Origin of the sequence: Winogradskyella sp. PC-19, from assembly GCF_002163855.1 — a bacterium.
Classification (GTDB): Bacteria; Bacteroidota; Bacteroidia; order Flavobacteriales; family Flavobacteriaceae; genus Winogradskyella.
Genome location: NZ_CP019332.1, coordinates 922117 through 946302 on the forward strand (window position 1 = coordinate 922117; position 24186 = coordinate 946302).

A 24186-nucleotide genomic window follows, 5' to 3' on the forward strand; every position below is an offset into this window, starting at 1 on the left:
ATAATTGAATTTTGACTATGACAGAAATAAAACGACTTTTTGATTTTCCGTACCACCAATTAAAGCATAATCCAAATGATAGCGCCTTGGTAACTAAATATGATGGAAAATGGACACCTATGTCTACACAAGAATATTTAGATAAGGCAAATGCGATAAGTCGTGCACTTTTGAGAATGGGAGTTCAAAAAGGTGATAAAATTGCCTTAATTTCTTCAACAAATCGTACCGAATGGAATATCATGGATATAGGTACATTACAAGTTGGTGCTACCAATGTACCAATTTATCCTACTATTTGTGCAGAAGATTATGAATATGTCTTAAATCATAGTGAATCTACATATTGCTTTGTATCTGATGCCGAAGTATTAGAAAAAGTAAATAAAATAAAAGCAAAAACTCAGCTTAAAGAAGTATATTCTTTTAACCAAATCGATGGGTGTAAGCATTACTCAGAATTATTTGAACTTGGAAAAGACGACAGTAACCAATCTGAGGTTGAAGCCCGTAAAGATAAAGTTAAATCTGAAGATTTAGCAACTATCATTTATACTTCTGGTACTACAGGAAAACCAAAAGGTGTTATGTTGAGCCACTGGAATATTACAAGTAATGTATTAGCAAGTTCACCTAGAGTACCTCTTCCAGAAACTGGAGGAACACGTGTATTAAGCTTTTTGCCTATTTGCCACATTTTTGAGCGTGTCCTAATTTATGTATACCAGTATGCTGGTACATCAATTTATTTTGCTGAAGCTTTAGATAAAATCGGCGACAACGCTAAAGAAATAAAACCTAACCTTATGAGTGTTGTACCTAGACTACTTGAAAAGGTTTTTGACAAAATAATGCTTAAAGGCGAAGACCTAACTGGTATAAAAAAAGCATTATTCTTTTGGGCTGTAAGACTAGGTGAAAAATGGGAACCTTACGGCGCCAATGGTGCTTTTTATGAATTTAAATTAAAGATAGCAAACAAACTTATCTTTAGTAAATGGAGAGACGCTTTAGGCGGAAATCTATACACTATGGTATCCGGAAGTGCAGCGCTTCAACCACGATTAGCTAGAGTCTTTGGAGCAGCTGGCATGAGAGTCATGGAAGGTTATGGGCTAACAGAAACCTCACCTGTCGTTTCCGTAGGATTATACAAGGACAATATGTACCAAGTAGGTACTGTAGGTAAACCAATACCAGATGTTGAAGTTAAAATTGCAGATGACGGAGAACTTTTAATAAAAGGGCCAAATGTAATGATGGGTTATTATAAAGACCCTGAAAAAACGGCTTCAGTAATGACTGACGATTATTTTCATACTGGAGATAAAGGAGAAATCACCCATGACGGATTCTTAAAAATTACTGGACGTAAAAAAGAAATGTTTAAAACTTCTGGAGGAAAATATGTCATTCCGACACTTCTAGAAAATGACCTTAAACAATCTTTATTTATAGAACAAGTTATGGTTGTCGGTGAAGGCGAAAAAATGCCGGGTGCAATCATTCAGCCTAACTTTGAGTTTATAAAAGACTGGATAGAACATAAAGGTCACGAAATTGGTACATCTGAAAGTGAGATTGCATCTTCAGAAATTGTAATAAAACGCATTCAAAAAGAAGTCGATAAATACAATAAAAACTTTGGGAAATGGGAACAAATAAAACGTTTTGAGCTCACACCTACTGTTTGGTCTATTGATAACGGTGAATTAACACCGACTATGAAAATGAAAAGAAACGTGATTAAAGAGATGTATAATCATCTCTATGAAAAAATTTATAGACCTTAACTTACACAGAAAATAATAATACAAACCTGCTCTTATAGCAGGTTTTTTTGTTCTTCTTATTTACTAGAAGATAAAAAATACTATGCGTGCATAATTTATTCACATATACTATGCGTGCATAGTATTTTTTATTATATTTGTTTCCCTAACACGAAAACGTTTGAGTTTGAAAGACAAAACTATAGACTATGTATTGAGAACAACTTGGTTGGCTATCAATAAAATGTATAACGAAGAAGCTGCGCAATTTGGTGTTACCATGGCTACAGGCTTTGCTTTGTTAAGTATAGATCCAGAAGAAGGAACACCTTCTACTTCTTTAGGTCCTAAAATGGGTATGGAAGCAACTAGCCTTTCACGAACACTTAAGACTATGGAAGAAAAAGGTCTCATCGTACGTAAACCAAATCCCGAAGATGGTCGTGGTGTACTAATCCATTTAACCGATTTCGGTAAAGAAAAACGAAACTATTCTCGTGATCGCGTTTTGACATTCAATAATGCAATAAGAGAAAATGCTTCTGAAGAAGAGTTATTAGGCTTCTACAAAGTCGCAGAGGTTATCAATCGCATGATTTCAAATAAAAAAATATACAATCAAAAAGAAACAATTCTAAAATAATGAGTAAACGTAGAATTAATAAAATAGCAATTATTGGCTCTGGTATAATGGGTAGCGGTATTGCTTGTCATTTTGCCAATATTGGTGTTGATGTCTTGTTATTAGACATTGTACCAAGAGAATTAAACGACAAAGAAAAAGCCAAAGGCTTAACTCTTGAAGACAAAATAGTCAGAAACAGGTTAGTAAACGATGCTCTAACAGCGTCTTTGAAGTCAAAACCTTCTCCTATTTATAAACAGTCTTTCGCAAAACGAATTACCACTGGTAATTTAGAAGATGATATTGCAAAAGTTGCTCATGTCGATTGGATTATGGAAGTTGTTGTTGAGAGATTAGATATCAAGCAACAAGTTTTTGAAAAACTTGAGAAACATAGAACTCCAGGCACACTAATAACATCAAATACCTCTGGTATTCCTATTAAGTTTATGAATGAAGGACGAAGTGAAGATTTCCAGAAACACTTCTGTGGTACACACTTCTTTAACCCTGCGCGTTACTTAAAATTATTCGAAATCATTCCAGGACCAAAAACAGATGCTTCGGTTTTAAAATTCTTAAATGGATATGGAGAACAATTCTTAGGAAAAACATCTGTAATTGCTAAAGATACACCTGCATTTATTGGAAACCGTGTTGGTATTTTCTCAATCATGAGTTTATTCCATACCGTAAAGGAAATTGATTTAACCATCGAAGAAGTTGATAAATTATCTGGCCCAGTAATTGGTCGTCCAAAATCAGCAACTTTTAGAACAGTTGATGTCGTTGGTTTAGATACGTTAGTTCATGTGGCTAATGGTATTGCAGACAATTGTAAAGATGACGAACGCTTAGAGCTTTTCAAACTTCCAGATTTCATCAATACTATGATGGAAAATAAATGGTTAGGAAGTAAAACTGGGCAAGGTTTTTACAAAAAAAATGTTTCTGCAGATGGTAAAAAAGAAATTTTAAGTCTTGATTTAAACACTTTAGAATATAGAGAAAAGAAACGTGCAAAATTTGCAACGTTAGAATTGACTAAAACTATTGATAAAGTTGCAGACCGTTTCAAAGTATTGGTAAAAGGAAAAGATAAAGCAGGAGAATTCTATAGAAAAAGTTTTTCGGCATTATTTGCTTACGTATCTAACCGTATTCCTGAAATATCAGATGAATTATATAAAATTGATGATGCTATGAAAGCTGGATTTGGTTGGGAACATGGTCCTTTCCAAATTTGGGACGCCATTGGTGTTGAAAAAGGAATTGAAATGATGCAAGCCGAAGGTTTAAAACCTGCTGATTGGGTTGCAGATATGCTAGAATCTGGAAGCGATAGCTTCTACTCTATCAAAGACGGTGCAACATACTTCTATGATATTCCAAAGAAAGAACAAGAAAAAGTTCCTGGACAGGATGCGTTTATAATTTTAGATAATATTAGAAAAACAACAGAAGTATTTAGTAATTCTGGAGTTTCAATTCAAGATTTAGGTGATGGTATTCTTAATGTAGAATTCCAATCTAAGATGAATACTATTGGTGGTGATGTTCTAGCAGGTATTAATAAAGGTATTGATTTAGCAGAAAAAGATTTTGCTGGATTAATCGTAGGTAATCAAGGTCCAAATTTCTCAGTTGGCGCAAACATCGGAATGATATTCATGATGGCTGCAGAGCAAGAATATGACGAGCTTAATATGGCTATCAAATACTTCCAAGACACAATGATGCGTATGCGTTATTCTTCAATACCAACAATTTCTGCACCTCACGGTATGGCACTTGGTGGTGGTTGCGAAATTTCATTACACGCAGATAAAATTGTTGCTGCAGCAGAAACTTACATGGGACTTGTAGAGTTTGGTGTTGGTGTGATTCCTGGTGGTGGAGGCTCTAAGGAAATGGCCTTAAGAGCATCAGACACTTTCAGAAAAGGTGATGTTCAATTAAATACACTGCAAGAATACTTCCTAACTATTGGTATGGCTAAAGTGTCTACCTCTGCATACGAAGCTTTTGATTTAGGTTTAATGCAACAAGGAAAAGATTTTGTTGTGGTTAATAAAGACCGTCAAATAGCAACAGCAAAGGCACACGCAAAACTAATGGCTGATGCTGGATACACGCAACCAGTAAAACGAAATGATGTTTTAGTATTAGGAAAGCAAGCACTAAGTATGTTTATGGTTGGTACAGATTCTATGCAAGACAGTAAATACATTAGCGAACACGACCGTAAAATTGCAAATAAATTAGGTTATGTAATGGCTGGAGGAGATTTGTCTGAACCAACTAGAGTATCTGAACAATACCTATTGGATATTGAAAGAGAAGCTTTCTTGAGTTTATGTACAGAACGTAAAACATTAGAGAGAATCCAACACATGCTAACAAAAGGTAAACCTTTAAGAAACTAAGAAAAAGATGAAAACAGCATATATAGTGAAAGCATATAGAACCGCAGTTGGTAAAGCACCAAAAGGCGTGTTCCGTTTTAAAAGAACAGATGAGTTGGCAGCAGAAACCATCAAACATATGATGAAAGAGCTACCAAATTTAGATCCAAAACGTATTGACGATGTTATTGTTGGTAATGCAATGCCAGAAGGTTCTCAAGGATTAAATATGGCGCGTTTAATCTCTTTAATGGGATTAGAAGTTATTGATGTTCCTGGTGTAACCGTAAACCGTTTTTGCTCTTCTGGAGTTGAAACAATCGGTATGGCTACAGCAAAAATACAAGCTGGCATGGCAGATTGTATCATCGCTGGTGGTGCAGAAAGTATGAGTAGCGTTCCAATGACAGGTTTTAAACCAGAATTGAATTACGATGCTATTGTAAAAACTGGTAACGAAGATTATTATTGGGGAATGGGTAATACTGCTGAAGCAGTTGCAAATCAATTCAATGTATCTCGTGAAGACCAAGATGAGTTTGCATACAAATCACACATGAAAGCGTTACGCGCACAAGCCGAAAACCGTTTTCAAGACCAAATTGTACCAATAAATGTTGAACAAACTTACATTGATGCGAACGGAAAGAAAGCGACAAAATCATATACCGTAACTAAAGACGAAGGTCCAAGAAAAGGGACCAGTAAAGAAGCATTAGCTAAACTAAGGGCTGTTTTTGCAGCTGGCGGAAGTGTTACTGCAGGTAACTCATCACAAATGAGTGATGGTGCAGCATTCGTAATGGTTATGAGCGAAGACATGGTTAAGGAGTTAAACTTAGAGCCAGTTGCACGTATGGTAAACTATGCTGCTGCAGGTGTTGAACCTCGTATTATGGGTATTGGTCCAGTAAAAGCTATTCCCAAAGCACTGAAACAAGCTGGTCTAAAACAAGATGATTTATCATTAATTGAATTGAATGAAGCCTTCGCTTCTCAATCTCTTGCTGTTATTAGAGAATTAGACTTAAATCTGGATATCATTAACGTTAATGGTGGCGCAATTGCTCTTGGTCATCCACTAGGATGTACTGGCGCTAAATTGTCAGTGCAATTATTTGACGAAATGCGTAAACAAAATATGCAAGGTAAATATGGTGCAGTTACCATGTGTGTAGGTACTGGTCAAGGTGCTTGTGGCCTATTTGAATTTTTAAATTAAGAAAGTAAAGAAATTAAGATTATATAGTAGTTATGGAAGCAACTCAAGAAAAAGAATTACTAAGAGGCGGACAGTTCTTAGTAAAAGAAACAAAATGCGAAGACGTATTTACTCCTGAAGATTTTTCAGAAGAACAGAATATGATGAAAGAAGCGGTGATGGAATTCAACGAGCGTGAAATCATTGCACACAAACCAAGATTTGAAGCTAAAGATTATGCATTAACTGAAGAAGTTATGCGCAAAGCCGGAGAATTAGGATTCTTAGGTGTAGCAGTTCCTGAAGCTTATGGTGGATTAGGAATGGGATTTGTTTCTACCTGCTTAACCTGTGATTATATTTCTTCTGGAACAGGTTCTTTTAGTACTGCTTTTGGAGCGCATACAGGAATTGGCACTATGCCAATAACATTATATGGAACTGAAGCTCAAAAACAAAAATACGTACCTAAATTGGCTTCTGGTGAGCAGTTTGGTGCTTATTGTTTAACTGAACCGGGTGCAGGTTCGGATGCTAATTCTGGTAAGACAACTGCTGAGTTAACTGCAGATGGAAAGTCTTATAAAATTAACGGACAGAAAATGTGGATATCCAATGCAGGTTTCTGTAGTGTGATGATAGTTTTTGCTCGTATAGAAGATGACAAAAATATTACTGGTTTCATCGTTGAATATGATGGAGATAATCCAAACGGAATTACTTTAGGAGAAGAAGAACACAAATTAGGTATTAGAGCAAGTTCTACACGTCAAGTATTCTTTAACGATACTGTTGTACCTGTAGAAAATATGTTAGCAGGTCGTGGCGAAGGTTTTAAAATTGCAATGAATGCTTTAAATGTTGGACGTATTAAATTAGCGGCTGCGTGTTTAGATTCTCAAAGACGTATAATCACTACTGGTGTAGAATATGCTACGGAAAGAAAACAATTTAAAACACCTATCGCTGATTTTGGTGCTATTAAAATGAAATTAGCCAAAATGGCAACAGACGCCTATGCTGGTGAATCTGCAACGTATCGTGCTGCTAAAAATATTGAAGACCGTATCGCTTTACGTGAAGCTGCTGGTAATACTCACCAAGAAGCAGAACTTAAAGGCGTTGAGGAATATGCTATTGAATGTTCCATCTTAAAAGTAGCCGTATCAGAAGACGTACAGAATTGTGCTGACGAAGGTATCCAAATTTTTGGTGGTATGGGATTCTCTGAAGAAACACCTATGGAAGCTGCTTGGAGAGATGCGCGTATAGCACGTATCTACGAAGGAACTAACGAAATTAATAGAATGCTTTCTGTTGGTATGTTAGTGAAGAAAGCAATGAAAGGTCATGTAGATTTATTAGGTCCTGCACAAGCTGTACAAAGTGAACTGATGGGTATTCCTTCTTTTGAAACGCCAGACTATTCAGAGTTATTCTCAGAAGAAAAAGCAATGATTGCGAAACTTAAAAAAGTATTTTTAATGGTTGCAGGTGCTGCGGTTCAAAAATTTGGTCCAGAAATGGAGAAACATCAACAATTATTAATTGCTGCTTCTGATATCTTAATCGAAATATATATGGCAGAATCTACAATTTTAAGAACTGAGAAAAATGCCAAACGTACAAGCGAAAAAGAACAATCCGTACAAATTGCTATGTCTAAATTATATTTATACAATGCTGTAAATATCATTGAAGATAAAGGAAAAGAAAGTATTATTTCTTTTGCAGAAGGCGACGAGCAACGTATGATGTTGATGGGACTTAAACGTTTTACGAAGTATACAAACTATCCAGATATCGTTGATTTACGTAACGAGATTGCTGAAAAAGTAAAAGCAGAAAACAAGTATTGCTTTTAATAAAATTTTGTTCTGAAGGATTAATTGCCGACAGATTGAAGTGGTTAAGTTTAAATTAGATTTTTAAAAGCCGATTTGTTTAAATACAAATCGGCTTTTATATTTCCGTATATTTAGATTTCAAATTACTTGCAATATGAAATTCAGATTACTAATACTCTCATTTTTTGTTATTACTACTACTCTAGCCCAAAACACAGAAGTTCATCTTTTTGATATTAAAAATACGGATGGCGAATTATCCTTAATCAATCAACGCAATGTGTCAAACAACGAAGGTTACGATAACCAACCTAGTTTTTATAACGATAATATCTTAACCTATGTTTCTACAAGAAATAATCAGACAGATATTGCCAAGTATAACATAAGAGATAAAGTTTCAAGCTTTATAAATAGTACACCAAATGGTGGTGAGTATTCTCCTGTAAAAATTCCAAATTCAAAAGATGTATCTGCTGTACGATTAGATAATGATGGTAAACAACGCTTATATCGTTATAATTTTAAAACAAGAGAATATACTGAACTAATAAAAGACTTAGTTGTAGCCTATTACACATGGTATGATAGTAACACTGTAGTTTCGGCAGTAATAGTAGATGATGGCTTAAATCTATTTGTAACAGATATCAAAACTCAAAAAAGCCGAAAATATGCCACTAATGTAGGGCGCTCGTTTCATAAAATCCCAAATTCTAAATTAGTAAGCTTTATCTCAAAAGAAGATGATAAATGGCTTATAAAATCTTTAGATCCATTAACGGGTGAGATAAAAACAATTATCCAAACAGTACCAGATGTCGAAGACATGTGCTGGCTTATTGATGGTAGTATTTTAATTCCAACAGCGAATAGAATCTACAAATTTAATCCAGAAAAAGATTCTCGGTTTTCGATTCTTAAAGATTTTGAAGATGATAATATCCAGAATATAACGCGTATTACCACAAATGAAATTGGCACGATGCTCGCTTTAGTATCAGAAGTATCACCAGAAGTTATTGTACAAAAACAATTAGACGCTTATAACGCAAGAGATATTGATGCATTTATGACCACTTACACCAAAGACATTAAGCTCTATAACTTTCCGAATGAATTACGTTCTGAAGGTCAAGAAGCTATGAAAAACTCTTACAAAGGCTTTTTTGAGAGCACACCTGATTTACATTGCAAAATATTATACCGTATCGTTACGGGCAATAAAGTCATTGACCATGAATTAGTGACTGCCAATGGCAGCACCTTTAAAGCAGTTGCCGTTTATGAGGTCGAAAATGGTTTGATTAGCAAGGTGACTTTTATAAACTAATTTCTGTTACTTAGAACCAATCAAAATCAAATCCTTTTGTGGTGCAATTAAATATTCTGCACCATCTTTTTTTACAACTGCCATCTCCTCTACCGAAATGGTTTTCACACCACCGTTGTCTAATTTCCAAGCATGGAAACCATCAAAAGCAAAGGTCATACCTTCTTTAATTAGCTTCTCTGAAGCTGGTCTTACATGTGAGGTTTGTGAGCCTCCAAGATTAGGACCAACATCGTGCGCCACATAACCTACAGGATGTCCTGTACTCCACATCACATAATCAGAACCTGCTTTTTCCATCAATACACGTTGTACTCTATCGACATCTACACCTTTTACGCCAGGTTTCATAGCAGTTAACGCTGCACGATTTCCTGCTTTACCGCTTTCCCAATAATGTAAAATATCATCTGGTGCTTTAGTTTCGCCATCTTCTAATACATAAGCAAAACGTTGTATATCGCTTACCCAACGGTCATAAACCTTTATACCAAAATCTATTTGTATCACATCGCCAGGCATAATCACTTTATCTGTAGCGTGCGAATGCCCACGGTCTTCACCAGAATTTACATTAGGATTTTGGTCTGGTGCCCAACCATCTTTGACACCATATTCAGTCATTTTTTGTTTTAAAAACTTAGCAATATCAGCGTCTGTTGACTTACCTGGAACAACTTGTTTATAAGCTTCAATTTGCCAATCGGCAGTAAGTTGTGCTGCTTTCTTTAAAATTTTAACTTCTGCTGGTAGTTTTATGGACAACCATTCGTAAACAACATCTGTTGATGGCACCAAACGGTCGGTATCTTCGCCAAGAAAATCTTCTAAATTTTGACGTTGCGTAAATGATAAACCATCAGCAACAGAATTGCTATCAGAGGAATTTACAGCAATAGCCTTAAAATCTTTTTTCTTAATAAAATCGACAGCCATTTTTACAGCAGACGTACCACGTTCAACAGAAACCACCTCATCATGGATATCTAAATCATCTAAAGCTGTGGCTTCACCAGATGGTGAAAATACTTTGGAGTGAAACCCTTCTGCATCGTTATAGAACAAAAATACCGCAGTACCACCAGCATTTTCGCCTCCGATATGGTCTGCCATTGGATCATTATTATTTTCTCTACAAATGGTTAACCATGCATCTACATTCGCATTTTTTAAAGCATTAGGCAGTAATGTATTTATGCGCTCCTTTCTAATCTCTGGCCATGGACTCTCACCCCAATACGTTTCAGGGTTAATTTCAGCAACTTCAGAGTTAGAAGATATTTTTGAATCTGTACAACCAATAATTAAGATGGTAATAAGAAGTAATAATGGATAAAATCGTTTCATTTTTTAACTTTATAGTATCTTGACGAAGATACACATTAAAAGAAAAAATAATTAAATACAAATGAAGTACATTTCAATTTTCACACTTCTCTTTTCTATTTGCTTTTATGCTCAGAACAAAACATTAGAACCAAAACTAGAAAACATCGCTTGGATTTCTGGCACATGGCATGGTGAAGCTTTTGGTGGTATAACCGAAGAAATTTGGAGTGAACCTTCTGGTGGCTCAATGATGGCAACCTTTAAACTTATTAATGATGGTAAAGTAACATTCTACGAAATTGAAATTATTCGTGAGATAGAAAACTCGCTTATACTCCAACTTAAACATTTTGGAGCAGATTTAAAAGGCTGGGAAACCAAAGATGAAACAGTAGATTTTCCACTCATAGAAATTACAGAAAATAAAGTAGTTTTTGAAGGTATGAGCTTTGAGCGTGTATCTAATACTGAAATGAATGTCTATGTAGACATAAAAGAAAACGGACAAACAGAGATAGTAAAATTTAACTATAAAAAGAAAATTAAAAAGCCTCTAAAACAACTTATTAAAGTAAAACAGGCAAGGATAAATCCAATAATTGATGGCGTCGCCAATGAAGATATTTGGAACACTTCAGAATGGTTACCCATTAATCAACTATGGCTAGGAGATTTATATACACCACAAGATTTTCAAGGACGTTATAAATTAGCTTGGACGTCTGATGCACTGTATTTGTTGGCTGAAATAAAAGATGATATTTTAATTGACAACGAAAAAGACCCATTAAAAACTTGGTGGAACGATGACTGCCTAGAAATATTTATTGATGAAGATAATAGTGGTGGAAACCATCAGTACAATCATAATGCGTTTGCTTATCATATTGCTTTAGATGGTAACGTCGTAGATATGTCACCAGATCAAAAAGGTAAACTCTATAATTCTCATATTAACTCGAAACGAATTACAACTGGTAATACTTCTATATGGGAAGTCAAAATTTCACTTTTTGATGACAGTTATAAGGACAATACCAAAAACAAACCCGTAAAACTAACCGCAAATAAAAATATAGGTTTTGCACTAGCCTATTGTGATAACGATAAAAGTCAAAATCGTGAAAATTTTATAGGATCAGTTGCTGTCCACGGTGATGATAAAAATCGAGGTTGGATTGATGCTAATATTTTTGGGACCTTATTATTATCCAAAGACCAAAAAAAGTAATTAACAAATATTTAAAAACTATTTCTTTACTAAAGACCTATTTTTAGAACGAATAAACACCATCAACTTATGAGAAAAATAATTTTAGCCATTGCATTACTAAATTTTACCTTCGGCCAATCCCAAACCGACCCAAAAATCTATGATATTATTGATGATGTATCAGAAGAACGCTTACGAAGTGACGTTAAGACATTAGCAGATTTTGGAACAAGACACACCTTGAGTGATACAATTTCTGAAACAAGAGGTATTGGCGCAGCACGTCGTTGGATAAAAGGACAATTTGATAATATCTCAAAAGATTGTAACGACTGCTTAGAGGTTTTTTACCAACAAGATTTAGTGAAAAAAGGCACTAATCAGCGTATCGTTAAAGATGTTATGGTGGTTAATGTGGTAGCCATTCAACGTGGTACAAAATACCCCAACCGATATGTGATTATGAGTGGTGATATAGATTCGCGTGTCTCAAATCCTGCAGACTATACATCAGATTCGCCAGGTGCAAACGACAATGCTACAGGAATGGCTGGCGCAATTGAAGCAGCTCGTGTATTAAGCAAATATAAGTTTGAAAGCAGTATTATTTATGTAGGACTTTCGGGTGAAGAACAAGGTTTATTTGGTGGGCAAGGTTTAGCTAAATACGCTCAAGATAACAACTGGGATATTGTTGGTGTATTAAATAACGATATGATTGGAAACATTAAAGGCGTAGATGGCGTTATTGATAATCGAACGTTCAGAATATTTTCAGAACCTGTTCCTGCTAATGAAAGTGAACGCGCAAGACGCGCAAGACGTTTTTATGGTGGAGAAGTTGATGGTATTTCGCGTCAATTAGCCCGTTATATTCATAAAAATGTAAAAACATACATGCCTGAAATGAATCCAATGATGGTATACCGTCTAGACCGTTTTGGTCGTGGTGGACACCATAGACCTTTTAATGATGTTGGTTTTGCAGGTATTCGTATTATGGAAGCTCACGAAAATTACACGCAACAGCATCAAGATATTCGTACCGAGAACGGCATCAATTACGGCGACACTTTTGAGCATGTAAATTTTCCATACTGTAAAAAAATAACTGCTGTAAATGCTATTAATCTGGCAAGCATTGCTTCTGCTCCACCAGCACCAAAAAATGTTGGTATTGGCGGTATCGTTCAGCCATCAGCTAAATTTAGTTGGGAAAAAGTAGATGGTGCTGTGGGTTATAAGATTTATTGGAGAGATACTACATCTCCAACTTGGGACAATAGTCGTTTTGTTGGTGATGTCAACCAATTTACATTAGATGGTATTGTCGTCGATAATTTTTTCTTTGGTGTAGCTGCAGTTGGTAAAGATGGGCACGAAAGTATAGTAGCATTCCCAAGTAAAATAATCAGATAAACATGATTAGAAATTGTTTCTGTATTTGCTTTATAATACTAGTGTTTGTGAGTTGTTCAAAAAAAATAACATCACCTAGCTTTATAGATTTCAAAGTCGAAAACGATTCTATTTATGTGATTTCAAAAAATAAATTACACTGTCCACTTTATGTAAAAGCTATACATAGAAAAACAAATAAAGAAATATTGAATCAACTCGAGTCAAAAGGGGAATCTGTAATCCTTAAATATCCGAAGAACGAAATTGATTCTAATAAGATACTTAAGCGTTACAAATTTGCAGGATATTACGGAAGATATCCATATCAAGAAAATGATACCAATCAAATGTATACTTTACCTTTTCAAAAAGGATATGAATCACTTGTGATACAAGGCTATGATGGCGATTTTTCTCATCATGGCTCTTTTTCGGCTAAATGTTTAGATTTCGAAATGGCAGTTGGTGATACTATTGTAGCTGCAAAAGATGGTATTGTTGTAAAAATTGTATCTGAACATAATAAACAAGGAACTACAGAAAGCTTCAAAAAATATGGCAATTATGTTATGTTGTATCATAAAAACAATACATTCTCCCAATATGTACATATCAAACAATATGGCAATTTGGTAAAAGTTGGAGATTCTGTAAAAGCTAAACAACCTATAGCATTATCCGGATTTACAGGATGGTCTACGTCTCCACATTTACACTTTGGTGTATATAAACCCGAAGTAAATGGACTAGAGTCAATTCCTATAATTTTAGATTCTATACCCGCAAAAAATATAAAACGTGGTCATATTTTAACCAAGAACTAAAAATGAAAATATTAAAACACATTCTGTTTACAGGAATAATCTTATCCTCTTCTTTAGGCATGGCTCAAGGTTTGCTTAATAAAAAAAATAATTTCACAAGACAAGACACACTTAGAGGAAGTATTACTCCAGAGCGCGAATGGTGGGATTTAACTTACTACCATCTAGATATTGAGGTAAAACCTGATGAAAAATTTATTTCAGGAAAAAACACCATTCAATATAAAGTTTTGAAACCTAATCAGTCTATACAGATAGACTTACAGTCACCCATGGAAATTACCAAAGTCGTTCAAAACGGTAAAGAACTAGATGTAAATCATGATGGAAATGCGCATTTTATTCAACTTGAAGAAAAGCAAAACATAGGCGATGTTAATTCGGTAATAGTGCATTACAAAGGTTTTCCTAGAGAAGCTAAACGTGCACCTTGGGATGGCGGGTTTTCATGGAAAAAAGATAATAACGGAAAGCATTTTATAGCCACGTCTAATCAGGGTTTAGGCGCCAGTGTTTGGTGGCCAAATAAAGACCACATGTACGACGAAGTAGACAGTATGCTTATAAGTGTTACTAACCCAAAAGGCTTAACAAACATATCTAACGGTAGATTGCGTAAACTCGAAGATTTAGGAGACAAAGTAAAGTCTCATTGGTATGTTAATAATCCAATCAATAACTATGGCGTCAATGTAAACATAGGAGATTACGTAAACTTTTCAGAAGTTTATAAAGGTGAAAATGGTAACCTTGACATGGATTACTGGGTACTAAAAGATAATCTTGAAAAAGCAAAAGAGCATTTTAAAGATGCTCCTAAAATGATTAAAGCTTTTGAGCATTGGTTTGGACCTTATCCATTTTACGAAGACAGCTTTAAGTTGGTTGAAGTTCCATATCTTGGTATGGAACATCAAAGTTCTGTAACCTATGGTAATCAATACAAAAAAGGCTACTTGGGAAGCGATTTGTCGCGAACTGGTTGGGGTTTAAAATTTGACTTTATAATTATACATGAAGCTGGTCATGAGTGGTTTGCAAATAACATCACTAATAAAGATGTTGCCGATATGTGGATTCATGAAGGTTTTACCGCTTATTCAGAAAATTTGTTTTTAGACTATTACTACGGTAAAGAAGCGTCTGCTGATTATGTTATTGGCACTAGAGCTAATATCAGAAATGACAGACCATTAATCGGCAAATACAATGTTAATAAAGAAGGCTCTAGTGACATGTATTATAAGGGTGCTAATTTATTGCATACCATCAGACAAATCATTGAAGATGACGATTTATGGCGTGAAATTCTAAGAGGACTAAACGAAGAATTTTACCATCAAACAGTAACAACTAAACAGGTCGAAGATTATATTAACAACTACTCATGGACTAGTCTTACATCCATATTTGACCAATATTTAAGAACTGAAAAAATCCCAAGACTAGACTATAAATTTGAAGACGATAAATTCTTCTACAAATGGTCTAATGTTATAGATGGTTTTGATATGCCAGTAAAAATAACTTTAGATAACGAGACGTCATTATTTTTTCCTGAAACCAAATGGAAATCTACACCTATAAAAACAGAAGTAATTGTTGTAGATAGAAACTTCTATATTGATACTAAAAAATTATAATGGAATTCCCTGAACTCTATTTTGAGCGTGATATCGATTGGTACGATTGGTTACTTACTAATCATGATAGTTACAAAGCTGTGTATTTGGTCTTCTACAAACTTGAAACCAAAAGACCAACCATGCGTTGGGAAGAGGCAGTAAAAGTAGCATTGTGTTTTGGTTGGATTGATGCCACTGTAAAGAGTTTAGGTGATGGAAAACGCATCCAATACTTCACTCATCGTAACCCGAAAAGTACTTGGAGTGCTCTAAACAAAAAGTATATTATCGAGCTTGAAGAAAAAAAATTAATTCAAGATGCTGGATGGAAAATGATTGATTTAGCAAAAAAAACTGGTACGTGGACAGCTATGGATGATGTTGAGAATGGCATTATCCCAGAGAATCTTCAGCAAGCTTTAGATAACAACCAACGCGCTTTTGAAAACTATCAAAACTTCTCTAAAGGTTATAGAAAAAGTTACTTATCATGGTTAACTAGTGCAAAACGTGAAGACACAAAACAAAAAAGAATCGCAGAAATAATAAGACTCTGCGATGCTAATATAAAAAGTCGAGATACTTGGTGAATTTTTTTACAACCCATTAATATAGCTTCCGTACGGATCTTGAAACTTTAATCCTTCTGAATATTTGTATTTACTCAATTTTTTAAATTGTGTTAGTCCCCAAAGAATAAACTCTTTTTCAAAATAGACGTCTTCTTTTTCAATATCTGGTTGGTAATCTGCAAGCAAAGCGTCAAGCGGTGTTACCTCATCTAATTTAGCTTTATATACAGCATCATTGAGGTTGTCTAAAAGCTCAAAACCATCGCTATTAAAAAACCATGACACTAAATCATCATAGGGTGTTTCTTCGTCTTGTTTCTGTAGTTTTTCAACCTTCGGAAAATACCTTGGGAATAAGGTTTTAATGGCACTATCTAATAAAGCATTCGCTACAAAATCGGCGCCTTCTTGCTCTCCTTCGTAAACCAATTCTACCTTACCAGTTATTGCAGGAATAATCCCAGTAAAATCAGATAATCTTACAGACGTATTAGTATCACCGTTAAGTAATGAACGACGCTCTGCAGTACTTAATAAATTCTGAAATGCTGTGATGCTCATTCTTGCGCTCACACCACTTTTTACATCTACGTATTCGCTTTCGCGAGCTTCGAAACTGATCTGTTCTAATAAGTCTTTTGCTAAATCTGGAATATGAATTGCTTCTGACTGTCGCTCATCTAATCGTGCTTCTTGTGCTGTTATAGTTCTTGCCGTATCTACATTATCTGGGTAATGCGTCAAAATCTGACTTCCAATTCTATCCTTTAAAGGCGTTACAATACTACCACGATTGGTATAATCTTCAGGGTTTGCTGTAAACACAAATTGCATATCTAAAGGCAAGCGTAACTTAAATCCTCTTATCTGTATATCACCTTCTTGTAGAATATTAAACAATGCTACTTGGATTCGAGCCTGCAAATCTGGTAATTCATTTATTACAAAAATACAACGATTCGCTCTTGGAATCATGCCATAGTGAATCACACGGTCATCGGCATAACTCAGTTTTAAATTAGCTGCTTTTATAGGATCAACATCTCCAATAATATCTGCCACAGTAACATCTGGTGTTGCTAACTTTTCAGCAAAACGCTCATCACGATGCAACCATGTGATTGGTGTATTATCGCCTTTTTCTTCGATTAATTCTGTAGCAAATCTCGAAATCGGTTGTAATGGGTCATCATTAATTTCAGAACCTTCTACAACAGGAATATATTCATCTAATAATTTAACCATCATACGTGCCAAACGCGTTTTTGCTTGACCACGTAATCCTAATAAATTAATATTATGTCTTGATAAAATCGCCCGTTCCAATTCAGGAATCACGGTATTCTCATAACCATGAATTCCTTCAAAAGTTGTGACTTTGTTCTTAATATTTTCAATTAAATTATCTCTCAATTCATCTTTTATTGATTTTGATTGATAACCCGCTTTTTTTAATTCGCCTAGTGTTTTTATATTTTCTATTTTCATAATTCAATTTTAGAGAAAATAAGATAAAGAGACATAGACATCTATTTGTGGTTTAATTTCTTTTTTCTATTCTCTTATTTCTTTTTTTATCCTTTAATCCTCTTTTTTCTATTATTCTCGTAATCTTCAAAAATCATTTCTCCCAATCCTTTCAAACCTGTATAAAATGCTTTACCTCTATTGGCTTGGGTAAACTCACGCACAAATTGCATCAAATATGGGTCTTCTGCAATCATAAATGTGGTAATTGGAATGTGTAAACGCCTCGCTTGTTGCGCCATAGCATAACACTTGTTAGTGATGTATGGGTCTAGCCCATTACTATTTTTATAATATTGACCATCAGGCAAACGCAAACAACTTGGTTTACCATCAGTTATCATAAAAATTTGCTTATTGGTGTTTCGCTTACGTCGAAGCATATCCATAGCTAATTGTAAACCTGCAACTGTATTTGTGTGATATGGTCCAACTTTGAGATATGGCAAATCCTTAATTTTAATTGGCCAAGCATCGTTCCCAAAAACTAGAATCTCAATAGAGTCTTTAGGGTAACGTGTGGTTATCAATTCTGACAACGCCATAGCAACTTTCTTTGCTGGCGTAATACGGTCTTCGCCATATAAAATCATACTATGGCTGATGTCAATCATCAAAACCGTACTCATCTGGCTTTTATGAAGTGTTTCTTCAACAACCAAATCGTCTTCAGTAAGATTAAAATCTCCTATTCCATTGTTAACTTGAGCATTTCGTAAACTTTCAGTCATTGATACTTTATCTAAAGCATCTCCAAACTGATACGCTCTAAAATCGCCAGTATGTTCATCTCCTAAGCCAACACCTTTACTTTTATGATTGCCTGCACCACTTCGTTTTATTTTACCAAAAATATGATCTAGCGCTTGTTGTCGGATAGCGCGTTCTGTTTTAGCAGTAATTGTTAATCTACCCTTTCCATCGCCTTCTCCATCGCCTTGACCAGTAGGGTCAATTTCTTCGCGGATATAACCTTTGTTCTTTAAATCTTCAATAAAATCATCAATACTATAATCTGGCGTAGTTAATTCATATTCTTTATCCAATTGACGTAACCAATCAATAGCTTCGTCAAAATCACCTGAAGTATAAGTGATTAACTCTTTAAAAATTTCAAAAAGCTTGTCAAAAGGTGACTGATGTGGCGCTTCGTATGTTTTAAATACAAAGCCCGTTTTTTTCTTTTTTTCCTGCATAGCCATGTAAAAATAATGCTTTTATAAGTGGTTACTAAAAGCATTAACATCACTTTTATAAATCCTTCAATAGTTTTCCTTAATTTTAAGCATTACTCTAACTAACCAATTTTTAAAATGAAACAATTTTTCTCTTTTGTTATGCTAATATGCATAACATTCCTTTCTGCTCAAGAATTCTCAATGGACATGGTTAAAAACATGGAACCTAGAAACATTGGTCCAGGTGGCATGTCTGGTCGTGTAACTGCGATTGATGTTGTAAACAATAATCCCGATGTAATGTACGTAGGTACTGCATCTGGTGGTCTTTGGAAATCTACTTCTGGAGGAATTAAATGGGAACCGATTTTTGACAAAGAATTAACGGCTTCTATTGGTGCTGTCGAGATACAACAATCTAACCCTAGCGTCATTTGGGTTGGAACAGGAGAAGGAAATCCACGTAACTCACTTAATGGCGGTTATGGCGTTTATAAATCACTTGATGGTGGGAAAACTTGGATGGCTATGGGCTTAGAAAAAACCCGTCATATTCATAGAATCATTGTAGACCCAACAAATCCAGACGTAGTTTATGTCGGTGCCATTGGTTCTCCTTGGGGTGAACATCCAGAGCGTGGTGTTTTTAAAACGACTGATGGTGGAAAAACATGGGATAAAATCTTATTCGCTAATAATAAAACTGGGGTTGCAGATTTAGTTATGGACCCAACAAACCCAAACAAGCTGTTTGTTGCAATGTGGGAACATAAACGTGACCCATGGTTTTTTAAATCAGGTGGCGAAGGTTCTTCATTACAAATGACACATGATGGCGGAAAAACATGGAAAAAAATTACTGATAAAGAAGGTTTTCCTAAAGGAGATTTAGGAAGAATTGGAGTTGCAATAGCTCCTGGGAAACCAAATGTTGTATATGCATTAGTTGAAGCAAAAAAGAATGCACTTTATAAGAGTGAAGATGGTGGCTTTAACTGGAAAATGATAAACAAAAAAAGCGATATTGGAAATAGACCTTTTTATTACTCTGAAATCTATGTCGACCCCCAGAATGAAAATCGTGTATACTCTGTTTTTACTTATGTAAATGTTTCTGAAGATGGTGGAAAAAACTTTAATCAACTAATGCCTGCTTATGGCGCAAATAATGGTGTGCATCCTGACCATCATGCTTGGTGGATTCATCCAGAGAATGGAAACTTTATGATAGACGGAAACGATGGCGGCATGAATATCACAAAAGATGGTGGCAAAACGTGGCGCTTTATAGGTAATTTACCTGTAGCTCAATTTTATCATATTTCAGTTGATAACGAATATCCTTATAATGTATATGGCGGTATGCAAGATAACGGTTCTTGGCGTGGCCCAGCATATGTTTGGCGTGCTCAAGGAATTCGGAATAGCTATTGGCAAGAGATTAGTTTTGGAGATGGTTTTGATGTAGTACCGGACAAAGACGATAGTCGTTATGGTTGGTCAATGAGTCAACAAGGATTTGTTAGTCGTTATGATTGGCAAACTGGAAATAATTATGGTGTTCGTCCAACACATCCAGATGCTGATGTGCAATTGCGTTTCAACTGGAATTCAGCAATAAATATTGATCCTTTTGATAATAGCACTATTTATTTCGGAAGCCAATTTGTACATAAATCAACAGATAAAGGCGAAACTTGGACAGTTATATCTGGCGATTTATCAACTAACAACCCAGAAAAGCAAAAACAATCTGAAAGTGGTGGGTTAACTATGGACGCTACTGGTGCTGAAAATCACTGTACTATTTTAGTAATTGAACCATCACCTGTAGAAAAAAATATGCTTTGGGCTGGCACTGATGATGGTCGCGTCCATTATACAACAGATGGTGGAAATTCTTGGACGGATGTGTCAAAAAACCTAAAAGGTTTACCAGAAGGTAGTTGGATTGCACAAATTAAAGCGTCTAATAAAAATAAAGGTGAAGCTCTATTGATAGCTAACGATTATAGACGTTTTAACTACACACCTTATGCCTATCGAACAAAAAACTACGGAAAAACATGGGAACGTATTGTAGATGAAAATGATGTACAAAGCTACACATTAGCAATTGTAGAGGATTTAGAAGAGTCAAACCTCATGTTCTTAGGTACTGATGATGGATTATATGTTTCTGTAAACGCAGGTGAAAAATGGACTAAATGGACCAATGGTTTCCCAACAACTTCGGTTAAAGATTTAGTAATACATCCTCGAGAACATGACTTAGTCATCGGAACTTTTGGACGCGCTGCTTGGGTCTTAGATGATATTAGACCTTTACGTGAAATGGCAAGTAACTCTTCAGTGATGAAGTCAAATATTACATTATTTGATCCACCAACAGCGTATCAAGCGTCATACCAACAACCAACAGGAAGTCGTTTTGGTGCAGACGCTATGTATCATGGCGAAAATAGAGCTGGTGGTGCTCGTTTTGCTTATGTTTTTAATAAAAAAGAACAGCCAAAAAAAGAGAAAAAAGATAATACCTCTGAACAAGAAGAAACAAAAGTAAAATGGGATTCTCTCAGTTTAAAGATTTATGATGGCACACGTTTAATTAGAACCTTAAAAAGAAAAGCGCCTAAGGAAAATGGATTGCAACGATGGACTTGGTATATGGATGAAGCTGGTGGAGATAGACCTTCTAGACGTATTAGAAAATCGACTAGAGAACCAGGTGGTGTTTCAGTGAAACCAGGTACTTATAAAGCAGTATTGCATTATGGTGACCAGACTTCTGAAACTATGGTCGAAGTAGCATCTGACCCAAGACTTAATGTTTCTCAAAAAAATATAGATGAAGTTTATGCGGCATCAAAAGAGTTAGAAAATATTTCGCAAACCCTTGCAGATGCTTCAAAACAACTAGTCGAAAGCAAAAATATAGCTTCAAAATATCAATCAGAACTTAAAAAGCTAGATAAAGAGACATATAAAGACCAAATGAAAGCCTCAGATTCTGTAGTTAAGTCTATTGATAAACTATTAAATAAATACTTCGGTAAAGTTGATAAACGTCAAGGTATTACTCGTAATCCAGAAGTAACAGCGTTACAACGTTTACGAACAGCTAGCGGTTATATTAGAAGTAGTCAAACTGGTTTGACAACAACAGAAACAACTTTAATGAAACATGCAAAAGACGCCGTTAAAGAATTACTTAACGAAACTAATACATTCTTTAACAATGAATGGAAATCTTACGAAGCTGATATGAAAACTTTGAAGACTAATCCATTCAAGGATACCAAAACATTTGGGATTGATTAAATCAACTAAAAACAATCATTATGAAAACAAAGATTTTAAGTTTTTGTATTGCTGTACTCTTATTTTCCTGTAAGGAAGATGCTAAAAAAACAGATGAAGCACAAAGAGAAGTTAAGCAATACTCTATTGAACAATTTATGGATAACGAAGCTATTGGTGGTGGAAGTTTTTCATACGACAACTCACAACTACTAGTTTCTAGTAACCGTTCGGGAATTTATAATGTCTACACAGTTCCTACAAAAGGAGGAGAAATGACAGCTATTACCCAATCAGATAGTACCTCTGTTTTTGCAAATGCTTTTTTTCCAGAAGACAACCGAATGTTACTTAGTGCAGATGGAAATGGTGATGAAATAAATCATCTTTTTGTAAGAGATTTAGAAGGAAACGTAAAAGATATTACTCCAGAAAAAGGTGCTAAATCAGATTTTTATGGCTGGTCAAAAGACAATAAGAGTTTATACTTTGGTTCTAATAAAAGAGATCCAAGATTTTTTGACGTTTATAAAATGAATTTAGAGGATTTTTCATCAGAAATACTATACCAAAATGAAGACAACTTAACGTTTAGCGGTATGTCCGATGATGAAAACTATTTTGCCCTAACTAAAAGCGTTAATACAAATGATAGTGATTTATTTATTTATAACTCAAAAACAAAAGAGAACATAAAAATTAATGAAAATCAAAGTGCTAATAGTTCTCAAGATTTTTCTGCAGATAATTCATTGTTTTATTACACCACAGATGATGGTGGAGAATTTTCGGTTTTAATGTCTTATAATTTTAACACTAAAGAACGTAAAAAAGTTCTTGAAAAGAAATGGGACATCAGCAGTAGTTATTTTACAAAAAACAATAAGTACATGGTTGTTTTTGTCAATGAAGATGGTAAAAATGCTATTGAAGTTTTGGATTCAGAATCCATGCAACCAATAAATTTACCAGATTTTGAAGGTAAAAGCATAACTAGTGTTGGTTTTAGTAACGATGAAAAATTAATGCGTATGTATGTTGGTGGTTCGAATGCACCTTCTGACTTATATACTTATAATTTTGAAACTAAAGAACAACATAGAATTAGTAATGTACTAAATAAAGATATTAATGCAGAAGATTTAGTCACTGCCAAAGTTGTACGTTTTAAGTCTTTTGACGGTGTAGAAATCCCAGCTATTTATTACTTACCTCATCAAGCATCTGCAGAAAATAAAGTACCAGCTATGGTTTGGGTACATGGTGGTCCAGGTGGACAAACACGTCAAGGATTTAGTTCTTTGATTCAGTATATGGTAAATCAAGGTTATGCGGTTTTAGCTGTAAATAATAGAGGAAGTAGTGGATACGGAAAAACATTTTATCAAATGGATGATAAAAACCATGGCGAAAAAGATTTACAAGACTGTGTAGAAGGTAAAAATTGGTTAGCTGAGCAAACTGAAATTGATGGTGATAAAATTGGAATCATTGGTGGTTCATATGGTGGCTATATGACCATGGCTGCCTTAACTTATACACCCGAAGAATTTGCCGTAGGTGTTAATCTATTTGGGGTTACAAATTGGATGCGGACTCTAAAAAGTATTCCTCCATATTGGGAGTCGTTCAGAGAATCTTTATATAAAGAGTTAGGTGATCCATACTCTGCGGACTCAACAAGATTAAAACGTATTTCTCCACTTTTTCATACAGATAAGGTAACAAAACCCTTGATTGTATTGCAAGGTGCACAAGACCCACGTGTTTTGCAAGTAGAATCTGATGAAATTGTCGCTGGTGTGAGAAAAAATAATGTTCCTGTCGAATATGTTTTATTTGAAGATGAAGGTCATGGTTTTGTGAAAAAAGAAAACCAAATTGAAGCCAATGAGCGTATCGTACAATTTTTAGACAAATACCTCAAAAAAGATGGTGCACCAAAAGATGGACAAGAACCTATGAACGAAAAGATTGAAGTTGAAACTAATTAGATGCAGTCTTAAACAATAAATTAAAAGAGCCGATAACTAA

At 34.9% G+C, this 24186-nt stretch carries 16 protein-coding genes; 13 read left to right on the top strand and 3 right to left on the bottom strand.

The annotated features are described in order from the left end of the window. The first annotated feature begins 17 nt into the window (after nucleotides 1–17). The 6 genes from BTO05_RS04295 to BTO05_RS14105 all read left to right on the top strand — a co-directional run bounded on the left by BTO05_RS04295 (nucleotide 18) and on the right by BTO05_RS14105 (nucleotide 9183). Nucleotides 18–1793 carry an AMP-dependent synthetase/ligase gene (locus tag BTO05_RS04295; RefSeq protein WP_087491474.1) on the top strand — a complete coding sequence of 592 codons (1776 nt, stop codon included), beginning with the start codon at nucleotides 18–20 and terminating at the stop codon, nucleotides 1791–1793. Between the two features lie 166 nt (nucleotides 1794–1959). After that, the gene (locus tag BTO05_RS04300; protein ID WP_087491475.1) at nucleotides 1960–2415 is read left to right on the top strand and encodes a MarR family winged helix-turn-helix transcriptional regulator; all 456 of its coding nucleotides are present in this window, start codon (nucleotides 1960–1962) and stop codon (nucleotides 2413–2415) included. Then, entirely contained in the window at nucleotides 2415–4823 is a 2409-nt protein-coding gene (locus BTO05_RS04305) for a 3-hydroxyacyl-CoA dehydrogenase/enoyl-CoA hydratase family protein (RefSeq protein ID WP_087491476.1), read from the top strand. Before BTO05_RS04300 ends, BTO05_RS04305 begins: the two co-directional genes overlap by 1 nt. Before the next feature lie 7 nt (nucleotides 4824–4830). Next, complete coding sequence (locus tag BTO05_RS04310; protein WP_087491477.1) at nucleotides 4831–6024, top strand: acetyl-CoA C-acyltransferase; 1194 nt, start codon at nucleotides 4831–4833, stop codon at nucleotides 6022–6024. A 32-nt stretch (nucleotides 6025–6056) separates the two neighbouring features. Next, nucleotides 6057–7868: an acyl-CoA dehydrogenase family protein gene (locus BTO05_RS04315; RefSeq protein WP_087491478.1), complete on the top strand. Its 1812-nt coding sequence runs from the start codon at nucleotides 6057–6059 to the stop codon at nucleotides 7866–7868. Nucleotides 7869–8004: 136 nt separating this feature from the next. Continuing rightward, nucleotides 8005–9183 carry a nuclear transport factor 2 family protein gene (locus BTO05_RS14105; RefSeq protein WP_198295259.1) on the top strand — a complete coding sequence of 393 codons (1179 nt, stop codon included), beginning with the start codon at nucleotides 8005–8007 and terminating at the stop codon, nucleotides 9181–9183. A gap of 6 nt (nucleotides 9184–9189) precedes the next feature. On the opposite strand, the gene BTO05_RS04325 is transcribed toward BTO05_RS14105, so the two are convergent. After that, nucleotides 9190–10530: a M24 family metallopeptidase gene (locus BTO05_RS04325; RefSeq protein WP_087491479.1), complete on the bottom strand. Its 1341-nt coding sequence runs from the start codon at nucleotides 10528–10530 to the stop codon at nucleotides 9190–9192. Nucleotides 10531–10591: 61 nt separating this feature from the next. Here BTO05_RS04325 and BTO05_RS04330 point away from each other — a divergent pair, with 61 nt between their 5' ends. The 5 genes from BTO05_RS04330 to BTO05_RS04350 all read left to right on the top strand — a co-directional run bounded on the left by BTO05_RS04330 (nucleotide 10592) and on the right by BTO05_RS04350 (nucleotide 16165). Further along, nucleotides 10592–11743 carry a DUF6265 family protein gene (locus tag BTO05_RS04330; protein ID WP_232459776.1) on the top strand — a complete coding sequence of 384 codons (1152 nt, stop codon included), beginning with the start codon at nucleotides 10592–10594 and terminating at the stop codon, nucleotides 11741–11743. Nucleotides 11744–11812: 69 nt separating this feature from the next. Next, nucleotides 11813–13144: a M28 family metallopeptidase gene (locus BTO05_RS04335; protein ID WP_087491480.1), complete on the top strand. Its 1332-nt coding sequence runs from the start codon at nucleotides 11813–11815 to the stop codon at nucleotides 13142–13144. A 47-nt stretch (nucleotides 13145–13191) separates the two neighbouring features. Then, nucleotides 13192–13950: a M23 family metallopeptidase gene (locus tag BTO05_RS14235; protein WP_157662537.1), complete on the top strand. Its 759-nt coding sequence runs from the start codon at nucleotides 13192–13194 to the stop codon at nucleotides 13948–13950. Nucleotides 13951–13952: 2 nt separating this feature from the next. After that, nucleotides 13953–15593 (top strand): M1 family metallopeptidase, encoded by a 1641-nt coding sequence (locus BTO05_RS04345; protein ID WP_087491482.1) that lies wholly within the window; start codon nucleotides 13953–13955, stop codon nucleotides 15591–15593. Next, entirely contained in the window at nucleotides 15593–16165 is a 573-nt protein-coding gene (locus BTO05_RS04350; protein WP_087491483.1) for a YdeI/OmpD-associated family protein, read from the top strand. Before BTO05_RS04345 ends, BTO05_RS04350 begins: the two co-directional genes overlap by 1 nt. 6 nt (nucleotides 16166–16171) lie before the next feature. Here the strand turns inward: BTO05_RS04350 and BTO05_RS04355 are convergent, their stop codons facing one another. Next, nucleotides 16172–17635: a magnesium chelatase gene (locus BTO05_RS04355; protein WP_087491484.1), complete on the bottom strand. Its 1464-nt coding sequence runs from the start codon at nucleotides 17633–17635 to the stop codon at nucleotides 16172–16174. 86 nt (nucleotides 17636–17721) lie between these two features. Beyond that, nucleotides 17722–18870, bottom strand: coding sequence for a vWA domain-containing protein (locus tag BTO05_RS04360; protein ID WP_087493288.1), 1149 nt, complete (start codon nucleotides 18868–18870; stop codon nucleotides 17722–17724). 117 nt (nucleotides 18871–18987) lie between these two features. On the opposite strand from BTO05_RS04360, the gene BTO05_RS04365 reads away from it, so the two are divergent. Continuing rightward, nucleotides 18988–22173, top strand: coding sequence for a WD40/YVTN/BNR-like repeat-containing protein (locus BTO05_RS04365; protein WP_087491485.1), 3186 nt, complete (start codon nucleotides 18988–18990; stop codon nucleotides 22171–22173). A 20-nt stretch (nucleotides 22174–22193) separates the two neighbouring features. Further along, nucleotides 22194–24146, top strand: a complete 1953-nt coding sequence (locus tag BTO05_RS04370; protein ID WP_087491486.1) for a S9 family peptidase — start codon at nucleotides 22194–22196, stop codon at nucleotides 24144–24146. The last annotated feature ends 40 nt before the right edge of the window (nucleotides 24147–24186 follow it).

Coding starts and splice junctions, on each gene's coding strand:
- BTO05_RS04345 (WP_087491482.1), top strand. CDS start 13,953: ATGAAAATATTAAAACACATTCTGTTTACAGGAATAATCTTATCCTCT.
- BTO05_RS04370 (WP_087491486.1), top strand. CDS start 22,194: ATGAAAACAAAGATTTTAAGTTTTTGTATTGCTGTACTCTTATTTTCC.
- BTO05_RS04310 (WP_087491477.1), top strand. CDS start 4,831: ATGAAAACAGCATATATAGTGAAAGCATATAGAACCGCAGTTGGTAAA.
- BTO05_RS04360 (WP_087493288.1), bottom strand. CDS start 18,870: ATGCAGGAAAAAAAGAAAAAAACGGGCTTTGTATTTAAAACATACGAA.
- BTO05_RS04335 (WP_087491480.1), top strand. CDS start 11,813: ATGAGAAAAATAATTTTAGCCATTGCATTACTAAATTTTACCTTCGGC.
- BTO05_RS04365 (WP_087491485.1), top strand. CDS start 18,988: ATGAAACAATTTTTCTCTTTTGTTATGCTAATATGCATAACATTCCTT.
- BTO05_RS04350 (WP_087491483.1), top strand. CDS start 15,593: ATGGAATTCCCTGAACTCTATTTTGAGCGTGATATCGATTGGTACGAT.
- BTO05_RS04325 (WP_087491479.1), bottom strand. CDS start 10,530: ATGAAACGATTTTATCCATTATTACTTCTTATTACCATCTTAATTATT.
- BTO05_RS14105 (WP_198295259.1), top strand. CDS start 8,005: ATGAAATTCAGATTACTAATACTCTCATTTTTTGTTATTACTACTACT.
- BTO05_RS04305 (WP_087491476.1), top strand. CDS start 2,415: ATGAGTAAACGTAGAATTAATAAAATAGCAATTATTGGCTCTGGTATA.
- BTO05_RS04295 (WP_087491474.1), top strand. CDS start 18: ATGACAGAAATAAAACGACTTTTTGATTTTCCGTACCACCAATTAAAG.
- BTO05_RS04330 (WP_232459776.1), top strand. CDS start 10,592: ATGAAGTACATTTCAATTTTCACACTTCTCTTTTCTATTTGCTTTTAT.
- BTO05_RS04315 (WP_087491478.1), top strand. CDS start 6,057: ATGGAAGCAACTCAAGAAAAAGAATTACTAAGAGGCGGACAGTTCTTA.
- BTO05_RS04355 (WP_087491484.1), bottom strand. CDS start 17,635: ATGAAAATAGAAAATATAAAAACACTAGGCGAATTAAAAAAAGCGGGT.